Source organism: Bacillus sp. AR4-2 (assembly GCF_008274865.1).
Lineage (GTDB): Bacteria > Bacillota > Bacilli > Bacillales > Bacillaceae_G > Bacillus_A > Bacillus_A cereus.
Map to the genome: position 1 here is coordinate 4,699,073 of NZ_CP031062.1, position 14,359 is coordinate 4,713,431.

Below are 14,359 nucleotides of genomic sequence, written 5' to 3' on the forward strand. Positions count from 1 at the left end.
GAGGAGGCTATTCGCCTCCTCTTCTATTTACTTACGCCTTCTTAACGAACTGTGATTTTAACTTCATAGCTCCGAAGCCGTCGATTTTGCAATCGATATCGTGATCGCCATCAACTAGACGGATACTCTTTACTTTCGTACCGATCTTCACAACTGAAGAAGTTCCTTTTACTTTTAAATCTTTAATAACAGTAACTGCATCGCCGTCTTGAAGAACGTTTCCGTTCGCATCTTTTACAACTTTCGCACCATCATTATTTTCAGCTTCTGCTTCTTGGCCCCACTCATGAGCACATTCTGGACATACGAAAAGAACGCCATCCTCATACGTATATTCTGAATTACATTTTGGACAATTTGGTAAAGTAGCCATAAATTCATTTCCTCCGTTCATTATTTATACGTAAAAATCAAAATTGATGTTTACATCTCGATAAATAAAATTTGTATAGCATTTCTTTATAGTGCCATAGTCTCACGTTATTGACAAGCCTACCTCAAATTCTCATTTTTTATTGTATTTTACAAAATTTCAATTTGTATGCCGTTTTTCTATTTGCTCTTCTACTAATTTTAAAAATCTTCGTTGTGCATTTTTATTTTTTACAAGCAATCGAACTCTTAGCTTACTTTGTAAATATGAGCGAACTTTGTAGTTCGTAATAAATAACTTTCGATACTTTTCGTCTTCATATATCATTCGAAACCATTCATACTGCTGCAAGTAACGTATGTTAGCATCAATCTTTTTCGTGTGTAAACCCGTACTTAAACTAATCGATCCTATTAGAGCTTCTATTACTGCTGAAATTATTTCTCTCCCCCTAATAAACAAAAGAAGAACCTTCACAAGATTCTTCTTTTCAAAATGAACGAGTTCCCTCTAGAAACCCCAATTATTTTCTTCAATGTAAATTTGATATTCTTCTACTTCTTCTTCGCTTAACTTCTTATTATTTTCATATACCTCTTGCCACTCGAAATAATCTTCATCGAAATAAACAGCAAATTTAATTTTCACGTTTTTCTTCTCTGTATAATCATAACCAGTAAACTCTACTACGTCATAATCTTTTTCTTTCTTCACAAACTTCCAAGTTGGATTATCAGTCATAATCTCTAAAGTAACCCCTTCTCCACTTGAACGAACAACGTTTTTAATATTCGGCTCAGTTGGTAAAAAGGACAGCCCGAACGCAGCTAATCCATACACAATCCCGACTATAATCTGTAAACCAATCATACCAGCAATACTCACGCCGCCCTTTGATTGTAAGAAATACGCCTTCTCATGATCAGACGCATCTTCTCCCTTACGAAAAACACGAACAGCCTGCTTATAATATAAACGGTTTCCTTGCCATCCAGTAAATATCATCATTCCTAATTGAAGAGCTAAACTAAATGTTACATAAATCCCATCTGGAATATCTATAAAAGGGGGTATAACTATACTAGGTATAGCCAATAACGCAAATATAATAAATAACTTATACATTTTACGATAAGCTAACCAAAAAGTTGGGAAGAAAAAGGCTACCCAATTCCATGTATTCCCTTGCGCTGGATTTTCTACTTTACCCCACTTAAAGTCATAATAAGCTGTATTCTTTTGAACAACTTTATGTAATTCTTGTGGAGAAATCGTTTCTTGTAAAACCGTGTCCTTCACGTACATCATCCTTTTCTTATTTCTATATACATTTATTGTATATGGACAAAATGAAGGAATCTAACAAAAAGTACACATATTTCATAAAAGTGAACGGAAATCGAATATATTCCGACAATTATCCGTTTCTTATTTCATTTTACTTTTAAATATATTAAAATAATCGTGTATCATACCTTTAATACACTAAGTTAATTATTTTATATATTCACTAAAAAGGATGCATCAAAATCATTTTTATACATCCTTTTTAGTGAATATATACTACATTTCCTCCCTCTTAATCACATTGAAATACTATTTTATTTCTCGCACATTCCCCTTCACTTTCTCAATAATATCTTCTATACGTTCCGCTATACATTCCAGCTCCCATTCTCCCTCACCGTGCATAGCTGTATAAACTGGACAATTCTTATCATTACTATCTACAAAAATCGGGTCTCCAAGATATGAATCTATCCCTATTACAATCCATCCTTCTTTCCAATCTCCTTCTTCATTCCCGACTAAGCTTTGTCCTTCTTCATCAAAACTATAACCAAGTTGCCCTTCTTCTATTTCTTCACTATTAAACAATTCTATCGTCATAGGTTCAGATTCATACTCCAGCTCAATTTCATTATCCTCAGCACGATCTACATGTGCTAAAAGTTGTTTAATTTTATTATGGTTAATCATGATATCTTCTCCATTCTATCTTTTAAAAATCTAATTTTATTCATAATGAGCTGCCGCAAGTAACATTTGAGCAATAAACTTCCATGAAATATTTTCTGGAAGCTTCTCCCCTTGATTTATATAAACCGATTCACAAGAACCTAACCAACTATTTAATGCCTCTAAATAAGTCTCTACCTCTACATTCTCCCATTCATCTTTATTCACTTTAAAATCCTTTTGGAGGTATACAAGAAATTTTAATAAATCTTCTTTAGAATTTACGTGATCGAGGTATTCATACACATCCATACTCCCTTCCTCCCTCTATTGCGTGTTATCTAAACTAACTATAATATATGACATAAGATTCTTAAAACTATTATTTGAGGTGACCGAATATGAAGAGTACAATTTGGGCAGACGATGACTATTTAAAACTAGCACCCATTAACGATGAACTAATCAAAAAAGCAGAAGAAGTCCTGAACGTAAAACTTCCAGAATCATATATAAACCTTCTAAAAGAACAAAATGGGGGAACTCTTCGTCTCGATGTTCACCCTACTTCAAAGCCAAATTCTTGGGCAGGCGATCACGTTAATGTATCTGGTTTATATGGTATTTCTTTTGATGAAAATGAATCTAGTATTTTAGAGAGCCGCTATTTAATTCGAGAATGGGAAATGCCTGAGAATATCATACTTTTATCTGGTGATGGACATACATGGATTGCATTAGACTATCGAAATGTAGCTGAAAATCCTCCAGTTATATTTATCGATAATGAGTTTGAGGAAATTATTGAATTAGCACCTAACTTTGAAAGTTTCTTACAAAACTTAACTACTTATGAATATGACGAAGAATAAGCCTGGCTCTAAAAAGGAGCAAGATTTTATTACAAATTTACACGCCACTTTAAAACCACTCGGCTTTAAGAAAAAAAGACATACATTTTTCAAAGCTGAAAACGGTTTTTATAAGCTCATTAACATACAAAAAAGCCAGTTTGGAGATGATTTTTATATAAATATAGGAGTTCACCCTATCGGTCTCCCGCAGCTTATTACGAACCAATTACAAATAAAAGAAAACATTTCAATATTCGCTTGCATTCTACAAACAAGAATAGAGCCTATACATATCAAACAGAACCAGCTATTGCACAATGTTTCACATGAAACTATCAACATTCCGAATTACCTTTCTACTATTTTCGACTGGTTTCAAACGTGGGCATCTTATGAAAATTCAGTGGAAATAAATATACATTCCATTACTCCGGTACTAGCTGTCGTTCCAATATTAGAAGAAAAAGCGTTTCTACTTCTTACCTGTTTTTCTTTCTACAAATTAAAACAGTACGAACAAGCTAATCGCTACTTACAGCAATATTTACATTGCACCGTGCATCTGAATACCGAGGAAAAAGAGCCCATATTCTTTCACGAAGTTGATATGTATATGAAAAAACTAGTAGAAAGTACAATGTAATTTCACATTGTACTTTCTACTAGTGCTTTATATTCCTCTTGTAACTTTTTAAATCGTTCTTCATACTTTTGCATCTTCACAGTATCCGTTTTTGAATTAAGGACTGGCCTTCTTCTCCCAGTCACCATTATATTTTTCCCATCTATTGCATCGTTCATATATACGTAAGGTTTAAAAGACTCGCATACCGTATATGGCAATGCTACAGAGAGTTTTGCATACTCTTCCACTTTAAATTGATTAGATAAGCTTAACTCCTTTAAATTTTTCAATTGCATTAACGGTTCTAATGAATCATCTTTAACCTTTAAATTCATCAAAGTAAGCTTTTGCAACTGCTGTAATTCAGCGAGTGGTTTTAAAGTTTGTACTTTCATCGCTGTATTTATTCCACCACCCATATAGAAGGTATTGAGTTGTGTGCACTTACTTAAAGCACTTAAATCTTCTAACTTAGAAAAATCATCAATTAGTAAGGATTTGAGTTTTTTATTATAATCAATATCCCATAACGTCTTCGCTTTTGTATTCCAGCACATATACAACTGTTGTAAATTGGACAATTTCTGAAGGCTACTTAAATCCTCGACCCTCATTTTGTAAACGTATAATATATCGGGACAAACATACGTAAGAATATGATCAAACTGCTTTTGATTTACTGTGAACACCCATAATTTTTTAACTTTCAAAGATGCTAGTCGTTCTATATTTTTTGTTTTCCCCTCAATCGCTACTTCTTCTAAATCACCAGCTATACTTGCTAAGTCTTTCATAATCTTCGGCTGATCACCAATCGGAAACATGTTATCCCCCCTACAACTCCCAAGTAATATTCATTTCTTCAAATGAGTCCTTACTAACTTCCAATCCTTCGCTATCTTCCGTTCCAATCATTGCTACTTCTTCTTTAGACAACTTAATTTCCTCATTTGGCCTTTGGATTTTTTTCTCATACACGAGTTGTAAAAGCTCTATTTGTTCCTCTGTCAGTTCATACTCTTCTTCTAGTCTTTCCATTGCTGATTCTGTATCAAGTAATGGAATTTCTAATAAGAATCCGCCGTGCTCTTCCATCTCTTCAAATGAATCAATTGAATACGCACCGCTATCCTCAATCCAAAATGCAGTTGTAATCAAAGGAACTGTTTCGCCTTCTACTTCTTCTAATACGTATTGAAGTGCTTCTTCTTTCGCAATATCTATTACTTCCGAAGGTGCCCCTTCAAAAAATTTTTTCGCATCAATCCACTCATCAATTCTCTCGCTATTCACATCTTGAAGACATACAATCGTGTAATTCGGATGAAACGTAATTGTCCCTTGTCCCCCTTGGCTATCTTGCATACTATAGTTAAATCCATCCCATGAACTTTCATGTGAGAAATCTGGACAATGCGCTACATTAATTGCATGGGCAATCGAATTTAAAACGCATCCTTTCCATAATTGTTCTCTATCTATATGTAATTTATATTTACTCATCATCTTCCCCCATGCGCATATTTTTTTCTATTATCTTTCCTCTACACAATACTTGTAAATACTTTTCTATCTACTACAAAATAAAAAAGACAATACCTCAACTGTATTGTCCATTTTCTTCCCTACCATTTCTCTCTACACGTCTCAATTAAATGCAGCAAGTACCTCTTCGTCATATCTGCTCTTCTCCACCTTGAGAGCATTCGCTTTTCTTTTGGGTTCTGCCGTATTCTCGCTACTTCTTTTAATAAAAGCTCCCATTCTTCCGCTGAACGTTCTGACAAGTATTGCAATCCTCTATCTTTTGAAACGATTGTTTTATGATCTAGTGTATATAAAATACGTCCCATCGTAACGACAGCTGATTCTACCCACTCTTCTATAAAAAATAAATATGGCTTCTTCGCCTTTTCACTCCAGTACTGTTCTACGTTATATTTCATTGTATTTACTACATCATTCCATTTTATTTGCAGCGGAAGATCTTCTGCTTCTTTTCCGGTAACTGTAATGCCTTGATTTTTCAACGTCCACCATGTGACCGCATTAATGTCCCAATGACCAACGTTAGCTTTACCATCTGCACAATACACGTACTCGTTCATTTCATCATTGTATTTCCCTAAGTCAGCAAGCGGAATATACATACCGTCCATTCTTTTACCTAGCGTATTATCACTAAGTTTATTATGTAGTTCCACAAGCTGCTGTTTTTCAGCTTCATTCACGGAATCATTTATCACTGTAACAAAATCAACATCGCTCGTTTCCTTATGAAATGCACCTAGTGCGATGGATCCGTAAATATATACCCCGACTATTTTTTCATCCAAAAAAATTTCTTTTAATTCTACTGTGTACCGCTCCATTAACTGTTGTACTTCCGTTGGTAACGCATGCTTCACTCCATTTTTCATATCTATCCCTCCAATAAAAAAGCCTTTGCAAATTCGCAAAGACTTCTTGTTTTATAAATATTTCTCGATTTCTTCGTAAACATCCTTCAAACGAGGATTTCCTTCTCCAACAATTTCTCCATTTACAAGAACGACCGGATAAAATAAATCTTCTTCCACTACGCGCTCTGCGAATGCTTTTTTATCTTCATCTTCTTGTTCTTCTTGGAAATCAATATACTCGAAATTAAATTTATTTTCTTGTCCTTCATATTTACGACCAATTGCCGCTTGTAACCATTCAAACGTTTCTGTTGAAGATGGCATTCCGACGCAGCTCGCACAAATTACTTTCGTCCCATACACTTGCACATTAACCATTTCTTCTCCCCCACTTCTTGTTCCAACAGTATATTCAGATGTCTTATTACATAAGCACATCATTTTACAAACTTATTCCATACCCCTATACTGAAAAAACACGATACAATATTTCGACAATAAAACAAGAAGAGAAAAAATAGATTTTCCCCTCTATCTTGATTATAATAAAACTGATGAAAGGAGTCGATAAAAATGGAAAACCCACATATGCAAGAACAAGTATTAGAAGTATTAGATAAATTACGTCCATTCTTACTTCGCGATGGCGGAGACGTTGAATTAGTAGACATTGAAGAAGGTATCGTAAAATTACGCCTTATGGGTGCATGCGGAAGCTGCCCAAGTTCTACAATCACACTAAAAGCTGGTATCGAGCGCGCGTTACTTGAAGAAGTACCAGGCGTTATCGAAGTAGAACAAGTATTTTAATTAAAAGCGGAAGCGGCTCGTTCAAAATGTGAGGGGGATGGAGCTTCTGACATAGAGGCGCTTTTTGCCTCGGCGGAAGAAGCGAAGCCACCGAACATTTTAGCCGCTGGAGCTGGATATTAATCTAAAAGCGGAAGCGGCTCGTTCAAAGTCACTTGCTAAAAGGAGACCAAATTTGGTCTCCTTTTTTTATTCAAATCACATTTATCCGTTAACATCATAAAACAAAATTGGAAATCCTTCTCAAAAAATGCGATAATTAATACTATATAGTGAATCGTTCACACATATACAGTAAAAAAACATAGGGGGACGACAGATGCCAAAAATGGGGAACACTTTTGTAACAATCCAAGAACTAGAAAAGAAAAAAGAGTATTTATTAGGCCTTTCATCCGTTATACCAACATGGAATACAAGCTATCAATTTTTATTTAAAGAAATCCAGCAAGAATTATTGGGTAAAGTAAATGAAAAGCTCGAAAGGCATCAATTCGTTTTAAATATATGTACAGATCAACAGGTAGGGGCATAATGTATTACATAAAATTGTGGTATATAAAAAAGAGACCTCACTCGGTCTCTTTTTTATATTTTTAAGATAACCAATCTAATTTTCTAATCCCGAGCTTATCTACTGGTAAACGAAGCGAGCCATAAAAGTGCTTCATAAATTGCTCTGAGCGGTTTACATCGTGTAAAATGGCTTCTAAGCGATCTCTATATATGCTTTTTTGTTCTTCGTTTCCAGTTTGGTAATATCGTTCGACCGTTTCAAAATAGTGAAGCGGGAACAGGAGCCTTGCAAATAATAAACGCCAACCAAATGAGGACAGCGAGTAATTCCGTTCATAATCTGTAACAAATTGAACGATTGTTTGATCCCAATCTTTCTTTTTTTCAATCATCATATAGCGAATCCATTCTGCTATATCTCGAGTTGGGTGATCATACACCCAATCAAAAGGGAGTTTGAGACGCTTCGTTTGATGCCATAATAAAGGTGTGAATCGTTCTTGGCAAATCGTCGCTGCATCAGTTAGTTGCGGCGTATCATCCATTTCTGTATCAACAACATATTGAATGGCATTTTCTGCAACTCCTAAGTAATACGGGAAGGATTCAATAAACAATTGATCGAATACGTCTGTAGGGTGGTTCATCACTTGTGATTGCCAAAACTTTTCTAACTGATCGAGTCTCTTTTCCCATAACGCTTTCCATTCACCAATGCGGCTTAATTGCTCGATTTCTTCTGGAAAGAATGCACCTCGTTTATGGAATATAGAAAGTTCACTTCCTAATGACGTAGCATGTCGTTCTAACGCTCGCATACCTTTTAATAAGCAGTAATTTTTTTCTTCTATCTCACTTACATAGTAGCCGTGTATAGTTGGAACGAAAGTCGCTACAGTTATATCCCCTTGCTGGTTCATATAGTCACTGAGCTTTTTCATCTCTACAAGTACTTCTTCCTCCATTTCTCCAATTGGAACAAGTACATAAATTTTGTTGCGAATCCAAAAGCTTTTATAGGGGCCAAGGGGGATTAATTCTTTAACATGCATGTGATAATGCTCATAAATATGCTGAATCATCGCAGTCGCCACCTATGGTTTTTCTTTATATATATGAGCTTGTGCTCGCCTTTCATTCCTATGCACAGGATAAAGCAACGAAACGTATACAAATACTAAAAAGAAAAAAAGGTGATAAACATGAAAGAATCAAATCAACTACAAGAAAGAGCATTACAACTATTACAAGAACGTGGTGTAACAATTGACGATATTGCTGAACTTGTTCATTTTCTTCAAAAAAAATATCATCCAAATTTAGAGATGTCAGAATGCCGTTACAATGTAGAACGTGTACTATCAAAACGGGAAGTACAAAACGCACTGATTACTGGTATCGAACTCGATGTCCTTGCTGAAAAGGGAATGCTAAGTGAACCGTTACAAGATATTGTAAAACGTGATGAAGGCTTATACGGAATTGATGAAGTTATCGCACTTTCTATCGTAAACGTGTACGGCTCTATCGGTTTCACGAACTTTGGATATATTGATAAATTAAAACCTGGTATTTTAGAATACTTAAATGATAAATCAACTGGAAAAGTGCACACATTCCTTGACGATATCGTTGGCGGAATTGCTGCCGCAGCTTCAAGCCGTTTAGCGCACCGAGCTGAGCACTCAGAATAATAATGTTTTCTAGGCCGTCAGTTTCATGCTGATGGCCTTTCGTATTCCATAAGCATAAATTCTCTTCCGCGACTCAAAAAAATAGTCCCTTGTTTAAATCCGATATTTTTATATACCGTAATCGCTCTTGTATTAAATGTTGCTACGCTTAATCGAAACATTTTTGCATTAAACTCTTTCGTGGCAAACGCTATTCCAGCTTGGAAGAATTCTTTCCCTATTCCCTTCCCAGTTAACGCCGGCTTCATGCCAAGTCCGATATCAATCACATCTTCTCCACCATATAAATTAGCATCTCTTCCACCTGGCACTTGTGCATTTGCTCCAAAACAAAAATAACCGATGAGGTCTCCTTGATCGTCACAACAGCCATAATACGTTCCATCTAATAGCTCTTCTATTACTTCTTTCTCGCCTGAAAAACTATATAAACTATAAGGTTCCTCGTACGTCCAAGTATTTATCTCATTTGCTTCTTCCTCTGTTAACTTATGTATATCCACTTTCTCTTTCCCCCTATTATATTTCTATTAACAATATTCGATATTCATCTTATAATTCATCTTTCTCAATATATTTTTTAATTTCTCGCTTTATTTTTATGGAAGATTTTTCTTATTATGTTACGATTAAACAGAATCATTACAAATAAGGTGGTGACAATTTGAATTACTTTTCTTATCTCTCCTCGGAAGAACGGCAAAATTTTTTCTATAAAGAACCCCTTAGTTTTTCAAAAAATATAGGGAAAGAACAACTAGCTTACGCACTAGGTGCCACACTATATACTCCCGGCACGAAAGAAACGATTGCGGAAGATATAATTAGAAAGAAACATGTGGATGCTACCTCAATTATTCTTTGTCTAGAGGACGCTATCAGCGATGAGGAAGTAAAACTTGCAGAGCAAAACATCGTCGTTCAAATACAGCAAATCGCTAACTTAGTCAGTGCCAACATACTAAACCAAGCAGACATCCCACTTCTTTTTATTAGAGTTCGACAGCCAAGTCAAATGAAGACAATTGTTACTGAATTAGGTAGTGCTGTTCATTGTTTATGTGGTTTTGTCTTTCCAAAATTCACACCGATTAACGGAAAGACTTATATCGATCAGCTTGCATATATAAACGAGTTATACTCATTATCGCTATATGGCATGCCGATTTTAGAATCACCCGAAATTATGTATAAGGAAACACGGGCAGAATCATTATTACAAATAAAAAATTTACTAGATTCTTATCACGATTACATCTTAAATGTACGTATTGGTGCTACTGATTTTTCAAGTATATTTAGTATTCGGCGCAATAAATACACACCTATCTATCATATTACTGTTGTCCGTGATTGTATTTCAGACATTATTAACGTTTTCTCAAGGGCAACAAATGAATATATTATTTCAGGATGTGTATGGGAATATTTTTCTAATGATCATGAAGAAGGGCTTATTCAAGAGGTATCACTTGACCATGCAAATGGCTTAATCGGAAAGACAGTTATTCACCCATCTCATATTAAAGTTGTACAGGCAATGCACATTGTCACAATGGAAGATTATTTAGATGCGAGATCAATTTTACAAAATGCAGATACGTATAATGGAGTGCTAAAAAGCAGTTTTTCTAACAAAATGAATGAAGTAAAACCTCATTATAGCTGGGCTCGCAAAACCATTTTAAAATCTAATATTTACGGGGTGCTACATGAAAACAAACAATTCACCGATCTCCTTATTACAAACGCAAAGCAACACGTATAACGTTTTAAATAATATACAAGTCCATGTAGAAGTACGTGATAATCCATATAATTTAGCGCTAGACAATCTTTTTCAAATGGCTGCGAGAATAAATAAGAAACGTAGTTTTTTATTTGTGAGTACAATCCTTGGAAAGCATCTTCCTATTAAACCTGCAGTCTCTCTATCAAGTGGAGTTGCTCTCGCTGCAAGATATATGGAAATACTACATAATATTTCTCATCCATTTCGAAAAGAAATTTTAAATCTCATTTCATTAGAAATTGATGAAATCCCAGAGGAAGTATTTCGTTATCAATATCCTCTGCAAGAAGAAGTTTTGTTCATCGGATTCGCTGAAACAGCGACAGCACTTGGTCATTCTATGTTTCAATGCTTTCAAAATGCAAAGTATGTGCATACAACTAGGGAATCGATACCCCACCTAGAATCTGTCATTACATTTGAGGAAGAACATTCTCATGCAACATCGCACCGTTGTTATGTAGATGAAAGCTTTTTTCAAAACAACAACCCGATTGTTCTCGTAGATGATGAGATGACAACAGGAAAAACAGCATTAAATATTATTAGATCTATTCAAAATAAATTCCCACGAGAAGAATATATAATTGCTTCTTTATTAGACTGGCGTTCTCATACTAATAGAAAACAATTTAAACAATTAGAAGAAGAACTTCAAATTAAGGTTCATGTTATTTCTTTATTAGAAGGCAGTATTCATACAACTGGCCAACCATTAAATATTGCAAAAACAGATATTCAAATTGAAGAAACAAAACCTGATTTCAAAAAACATACCCTTACCTGCCTAAAATCACCCTATACATCAAATTATATAAAATATACTGGGCGATTTGGCATTTCAGCATATGAACAAAAGCACATTCATTCTTTCGCCCAAGAAGCAGGAAAAACTTTAAAAAGAGAAAGAATGGGAAAACGAACACTCTGTCTCGGAACGGGTGAATTTATGTATATCCCAATGAAAATTGCTGATGAAATGGGTGAAAATATTTTATATCAATCTACAACAAGAAGCCCTATCCATTCTGTTTCAAATGATGTGAACTACGCCATTCATAATCATTTCTCATATCCAAGTCCTGAAGATTCTACTATTACAAATTACTTTTATAATATTTCACCTCATGATTACGATGAAGTATTTGTTTTCATTGAGCGTGATTTAGGGGAAGAAGCCCTATCTCCTCTTCTACAGCAGTTACAAACAGTTATTCCTTTTATTCATATCGTCTCATTTTCAAATAGCATAGAAAAGGAAGGTTGATAATTATGGTAAAATTAAATTCTCATATTAGTAGTTACAATCCAAATGATGCTATTTTTCTATTAAAAGATATTAGTGATTTAATGAAAGAAAGTTCCACGGAAACTAGAGAACAAGCAATTCAAGCTGGCACACATTATTCCGAAATGTTACCAATGGAATATAAACCCTCTAAAGCGTATATGGATTTATTCTTTTCTTCCCTGCAACAATACAAACACAAACTAGCCATCGCTGTTGGAGTTGTCGCCGAACAGATTATACAAACTAAAGGAACTAACCTTGTCCTCGTTTCATTAGCTCGTGCTGGTACACCTATTGGCATTCTTATCAAACGCTACATACGCTATCAATACAACCTTGATGTACCTCACTATTGTATTTCTATTGTTCGCGGACGCGGTATTGATGAAAATGCACTCCATTATATTTTGGAACATCACCCTAAAGAAACAATTCAATTCATTGATGGGTGGACTGGAAAAGGTGCAATAAAAAAAGAATTAGAATATGCCGTACACACATTTAACGAACGAAATAATACACACATTTCTCATTGTATGGCTGTGCTTGCTGATCCCGGTTACTGTACTTCAATTTACGGTACACGTGAAGATTTTCTTATTCCTAGCGCTTGCTTAAATGCAACAGTCTCTGGACTCATTAGCCGCACTGTACTAAATGACACCTATATCGGTCCAAATGATTTTCATGGTGTTAAATATTATAAAGAGCTAGAACAAGAAGACTTATCAAATTTATTCATTGATGAGGTAACAGATTTATTCCCTTCTGTTCATTCTCATATAGATAATCAATTACGTTATATTACTTCAACTTACACTGATCCCTCTTGGCAAGGATTAAAAGATATACAGTCTATCCAAAATCACTTTGAAATTGACGATATTAACTTAATCAAACCAGGAGTCGGTGAAACAACTCGTGTATTACTCCGGAGAATACCGTGGAAAATTTTAATACGTAAGCAAAACAATCCCGATTTAAAGCATATTTTACTTCTCGCTAAAGAAAAGAATGTCCCAATTGAAATCTATGAGAATATGGCTTATTCATGTTGCGGGCTCATTAAGCCTCTTAGGAAGGAAACAATATGATTTTCGCCAGTGATCTTGATCAGACGCTTATTTATTCCCGGAAATCGTTTCGTGCCCCTATAGAAGATGAATCAATTCAACTCATTGAAACTATAGATGGGAAAGAAATTTCTTTCATATCACATAAAACCATTTCACTACTAAAAAAATTACAACTGCACTCACATTTCATCCCAGTTACAACAAGAACTATTAAGCAGTTTCAGCGTATTGCTTTATTCCAAAACGAAATCATTCCCGAATACGCCATTACAAGTAACGGCGGCAATATCCTTCATAACGGGAAACAAGATGGTACTTGGAACAGGAAAGTAAAAGAAAGACTATCGGTTGAATGTATAGAGAGAAACGACATACTAAAGGAATTTGGACAAATAGCTCATAAGGATTGGGTTATATCGCAAAAAACAGCTGATGATTTATTCCATTATTGCATTATTAAACGGGAGAACATTCCTTATGATGAATTATCATCCTTCACTTCCTGGTTAGACAAACAAGGCTGGAATCATTCACTTCAAGGTAGAAAGCTATACTTTGTACCAAAACCAATTAATAAATGGGACGCCGTGCAATATATAAAAGAAATTTTGCAAATAGATACGATTATTACAGCTGGGGATTCTTTACTTGATTTATGCATGCTTGAAAAGGCGAACCATGCCTTCGCACCACTTCATGGTGAGTTAGGGGCAATGCATGATAACTTACAACCCCATATTTTAAAAACAGACGCAATCGGCATATATGCCGCAGAAGAAATCGTAAATAAATCACTTCAAATTATTCACAGTTCATTACCTACCTCATGATCATCATATGCACAATTGCATACGCACCGCGGTTAAACAGATGGTACAATTTATTTGAATCGCTGTTGCTACACTTCTTGATTAGAGAAAAGGCGTTAACACGGAAATTAGCGTCTTATCAACCTCAAGCAATTGGC

General features: G+C 35.0%; 20 protein-coding genes. 9 read left to right on the plus strand and 11 right to left on the minus strand.

Going from position 1 to position 14,359, the window contains the following annotated elements:
- Positions 1–31: 31 nt before the first annotated feature.
- The 5 genes from phnA to DN399_RS24390 form a co-directional block, all read right to left on the minus strand.
- Complete coding sequence (gene phnA / locus DN399_RS24370; protein WP_000212737.1) at positions 32–373, minus strand: alkylphosphonate utilization operon protein PhnA; 342 nt, start codon at positions 371–373, stop codon at positions 32–34.
- A 159-nt stretch (positions 374–532) separates the two neighbouring features.
- Positions 533–814 carry a hypothetical protein gene (locus DN399_RS24375; protein WP_048534699.1) on the minus strand — a complete coding sequence of 94 codons (282 nt, stop codon included), beginning with the start codon at positions 812–814 and terminating at the stop codon, positions 533–535.
- Positions 815–883: 69 nt separating this feature from the next.
- The gene (locus DN399_RS24380) at positions 884–1,681 is read right to left on the minus strand and encodes a DUF2628 domain-containing protein (protein WP_002026505.1); all 798 of its coding nucleotides are present in this window, start codon (positions 1,679–1,681) and stop codon (positions 884–886) included.
- Positions 1,682–1,969: 288 nt separating this feature from the next.
- Positions 1,970–2,353, minus strand: a complete 384-nt coding sequence (locus tag DN399_RS24385) for a hypothetical protein (protein WP_149150003.1) — start codon at positions 2,351–2,353, stop codon at positions 1,970–1,972.
- Between the two features lie 36 nt (positions 2,354–2,389).
- Positions 2,390–2,644 carry a DUF7660 family protein gene (locus DN399_RS24390; protein ID WP_149150004.1) on the minus strand — a complete coding sequence of 85 codons (255 nt, stop codon included), beginning with the start codon at positions 2,642–2,644 and terminating at the stop codon, positions 2,390–2,392.
- 89 nt (positions 2,645–2,733) lie between these two features.
- Between DN399_RS24390 and DN399_RS24395 the strand changes: the two genes are divergently transcribed.
- Positions 2,734–3,204: an SMI1/KNR4 family protein gene (locus DN399_RS24395; protein ID WP_149150005.1), complete on the plus strand. Its 471-nt coding sequence runs from the start codon at positions 2,734–2,736 to the stop codon at positions 3,202–3,204.
- The gene (locus DN399_RS24400; RefSeq protein WP_069604585.1) at positions 3,191–3,829 is read left to right on the plus strand and encodes a DUF4304 domain-containing protein; all 639 of its coding nucleotides are present in this window, start codon (positions 3,191–3,193) and stop codon (positions 3,827–3,829) included. The genes DN399_RS24395 and DN399_RS24400 overlap by 14 nt, the downstream gene beginning before the upstream one ends.
- 2 nt (positions 3,830–3,831) lie before the next feature.
- Here the strand turns inward: DN399_RS24400 and DN399_RS24405 are convergent, their stop codons facing one another.
- The 4 genes from DN399_RS24405 to DN399_RS24420 all read right to left on the minus strand — a co-directional run bounded on the left by DN399_RS24405 (position 3,832) and on the right by DN399_RS24420 (position 6,591).
- Positions 3,832–4,635: a leucine-rich repeat domain-containing protein gene (locus tag DN399_RS24405; RefSeq protein WP_000483946.1), complete on the minus strand. Its 804-nt coding sequence runs from the start codon at positions 4,633–4,635 to the stop codon at positions 3,832–3,834.
- A gap of 10 nt (positions 4,636–4,645) precedes the next feature.
- The gene (locus tag DN399_RS24410; RefSeq protein WP_076876496.1) at positions 4,646–5,314 is read right to left on the minus strand and encodes a hypothetical protein; all 669 of its coding nucleotides are present in this window, start codon (positions 5,312–5,314) and stop codon (positions 4,646–4,648) included.
- 122 nt (positions 5,315–5,436) lie between these two features.
- Positions 5,437–6,231: a nucleotidyltransferase domain-containing protein gene (locus DN399_RS24415; RefSeq protein ID WP_006918873.1), complete on the minus strand. Its 795-nt coding sequence runs from the start codon at positions 6,229–6,231 to the stop codon at positions 5,437–5,439.
- 51 nt (positions 6,232–6,282) lie between these two features.
- Complete coding sequence (locus DN399_RS24420; RefSeq protein WP_000248590.1) at positions 6,283–6,591, minus strand: YuzD family protein; 309 nt, start codon at positions 6,589–6,591, stop codon at positions 6,283–6,285.
- A gap of 195 nt (positions 6,592–6,786) precedes the next feature.
- On the opposite strand from DN399_RS24420, the gene DN399_RS24425 reads away from it, so the two are divergent.
- On the plus strand, positions 6,787–7,023 hold the full coding sequence (locus DN399_RS24425) for a NifU family protein (RefSeq protein ID WP_000431159.1): 237 nt from the start codon (positions 6,787–6,789) through the stop codon (positions 7,021–7,023).
- Between the two features lie 319 nt (positions 7,024–7,342).
- Complete coding sequence (locus tag DN399_RS24430; RefSeq protein WP_001125507.1) at positions 7,343–7,558, plus strand: hypothetical protein; 216 nt, start codon at positions 7,343–7,345, stop codon at positions 7,556–7,558.
- Between the two features lie 61 nt (positions 7,559–7,619).
- Here DN399_RS24430 and yutH read toward each other — a convergent pair whose 3' ends face one another.
- On the minus strand, positions 7,620–8,621 hold the full coding sequence (gene yutH / locus DN399_RS24435; RefSeq protein ID WP_149150006.1) for a spore coat putative kinase YutH: 1,002 nt from the start codon (positions 8,619–8,621) through the stop codon (positions 7,620–7,622).
- A gap of 120 nt (positions 8,622–8,741) precedes the next feature.
- On the opposite strand from yutH, the gene DN399_RS24440 reads away from it, so the two are divergent.
- Positions 8,742–9,233, plus strand: a complete 492-nt coding sequence (locus DN399_RS24440; RefSeq protein ID WP_000665103.1) for a phosphatidylglycerophosphatase A family protein — start codon at positions 8,742–8,744, stop codon at positions 9,231–9,233.
- Between the two features lie 23 nt (positions 9,234–9,256).
- Here the strand turns inward: DN399_RS24440 and DN399_RS24445 are convergent, their stop codons facing one another.
- A complete protein-coding gene (locus DN399_RS24445; RefSeq protein WP_006918864.1) occupies positions 9,257–9,736 on the minus strand; it encodes a GNAT family N-acetyltransferase in 480 nt (159 codons plus the stop codon).
- A gap of 161 nt (positions 9,737–9,897) precedes the next feature.
- Between DN399_RS24445 and DN399_RS24450 the strand changes: the two genes are divergently transcribed.
- From DN399_RS24450 to DN399_RS24465, 4 genes are read left to right on the plus strand one after another with little or no spacing between them, the layout of a single operon-like run.
- Complete coding sequence (locus DN399_RS24450) at positions 9,898–11,001, plus strand: HpcH/HpaI aldolase/citrate lyase family protein (RefSeq protein ID WP_001106087.1); 1,104 nt, start codon at positions 9,898–9,900, stop codon at positions 10,999–11,001.
- Entirely contained in the window at positions 10,946–12,292 is a 1,347-nt protein-coding gene (locus DN399_RS24455) for a phosphoribosyltransferase family protein (protein WP_086411335.1), read from the plus strand. Before DN399_RS24450 ends, DN399_RS24455 begins: the two co-directional genes overlap by 56 nt.
- A gap of 5 nt (positions 12,293–12,297) precedes the next feature.
- Positions 12,298–13,410, plus strand: a complete 1,113-nt coding sequence (locus DN399_RS24460; protein WP_149150007.1) for a cysteine protease StiP family protein — start codon at positions 12,298–12,300, stop codon at positions 13,408–13,410.
- The gene (locus DN399_RS24465) at positions 13,407–14,222 is read left to right on the plus strand and encodes an HAD family hydrolase (protein ID WP_025686787.1); all 816 of its coding nucleotides are present in this window, start codon (positions 13,407–13,409) and stop codon (positions 14,220–14,222) included. Before DN399_RS24460 ends, DN399_RS24465 begins: the two co-directional genes overlap by 4 nt.
- Positions 14,223–14,359: the final 137 nt, after the last annotated feature.

Coding starts and splice junctions, on each gene's coding strand:
- phnA (WP_000212737.1), bottom strand. CDS start 373: ATGGCTACTTTACCAAATTGTCCAAAATGTAATTCAGAATATACGTAT.
- DN399_RS24380 (WP_002026505.1), bottom strand. CDS start 1,681: ATGATGTACGTGAAGGACACGGTTTTACAAGAAACGATTTCTCCACAA.
- DN399_RS24385 (WP_149150003.1), bottom strand. CDS start 2,353: ATGATTAACCATAATAAAATTAAACAACTTTTAGCACATGTAGATCGT.
- DN399_RS24390 (WP_149150004.1), bottom strand. CDS start 2,644: ATGGATGTGTATGAATACCTCGATCACGTAAATTCTAAAGAAGATTTA.
- DN399_RS24395 (WP_149150005.1), top strand. CDS start 2,734: ATGAAGAGTACAATTTGGGCAGACGATGACTATTTAAAACTAGCACCC.
- DN399_RS24400 (WP_069604585.1), top strand. CDS start 3,191: ATGACGAAGAATAAGCCTGGCTCTAAAAAGGAGCAAGATTTTATTACA.
- DN399_RS24405 (WP_000483946.1), bottom strand. CDS start 4,635: ATGTTTCCGATTGGTGATCAGCCGAAGATTATGAAAGACTTAGCAAGT.
- DN399_RS24410 (WP_076876496.1), bottom strand. CDS start 5,314: ATGAGTAAATATAAATTACATATAGATAGAGAACAATTATGGAAAGGA.
- DN399_RS24415 (WP_006918873.1), bottom strand. CDS start 6,231: ATGAAAAATGGAGTGAAGCATGCGTTACCAACGGAAGTACAACAGTTA.
- DN399_RS24420 (WP_000248590.1), bottom strand. CDS start 6,591: ATGGTTAATGTGCAAGTGTATGGGACGAAAGTAATTTGTGCGAGCTGC.
- DN399_RS24425 (WP_000431159.1), top strand. CDS start 6,787: ATGGAAAACCCACATATGCAAGAACAAGTATTAGAAGTATTAGATAAA.
- DN399_RS24430 (WP_001125507.1), top strand. CDS start 7,343: ATGCCAAAAATGGGGAACACTTTTGTAACAATCCAAGAACTAGAAAAG.
- yutH (WP_149150006.1), bottom strand. CDS start 8,621: ATGATTCAGCATATTTATGAGCATTATCACATGCATGTTAAAGAATTA.
- DN399_RS24440 (WP_000665103.1), top strand. CDS start 8,742: ATGAAAGAATCAAATCAACTACAAGAAAGAGCATTACAACTATTACAA.
- DN399_RS24455 (WP_086411335.1), top strand. CDS start 10,946: ATGAAAACAAACAATTCACCGATCTCCTTATTACAAACGCAAAGCAAC.
- DN399_RS24460 (WP_149150007.1), top strand. CDS start 12,298: ATGGTAAAATTAAATTCTCATATTAGTAGTTACAATCCAAATGATGCT.
- DN399_RS24465 (WP_025686787.1), top strand. CDS start 13,407: ATGATTTTCGCCAGTGATCTTGATCAGACGCTTATTTATTCCCGGAAA.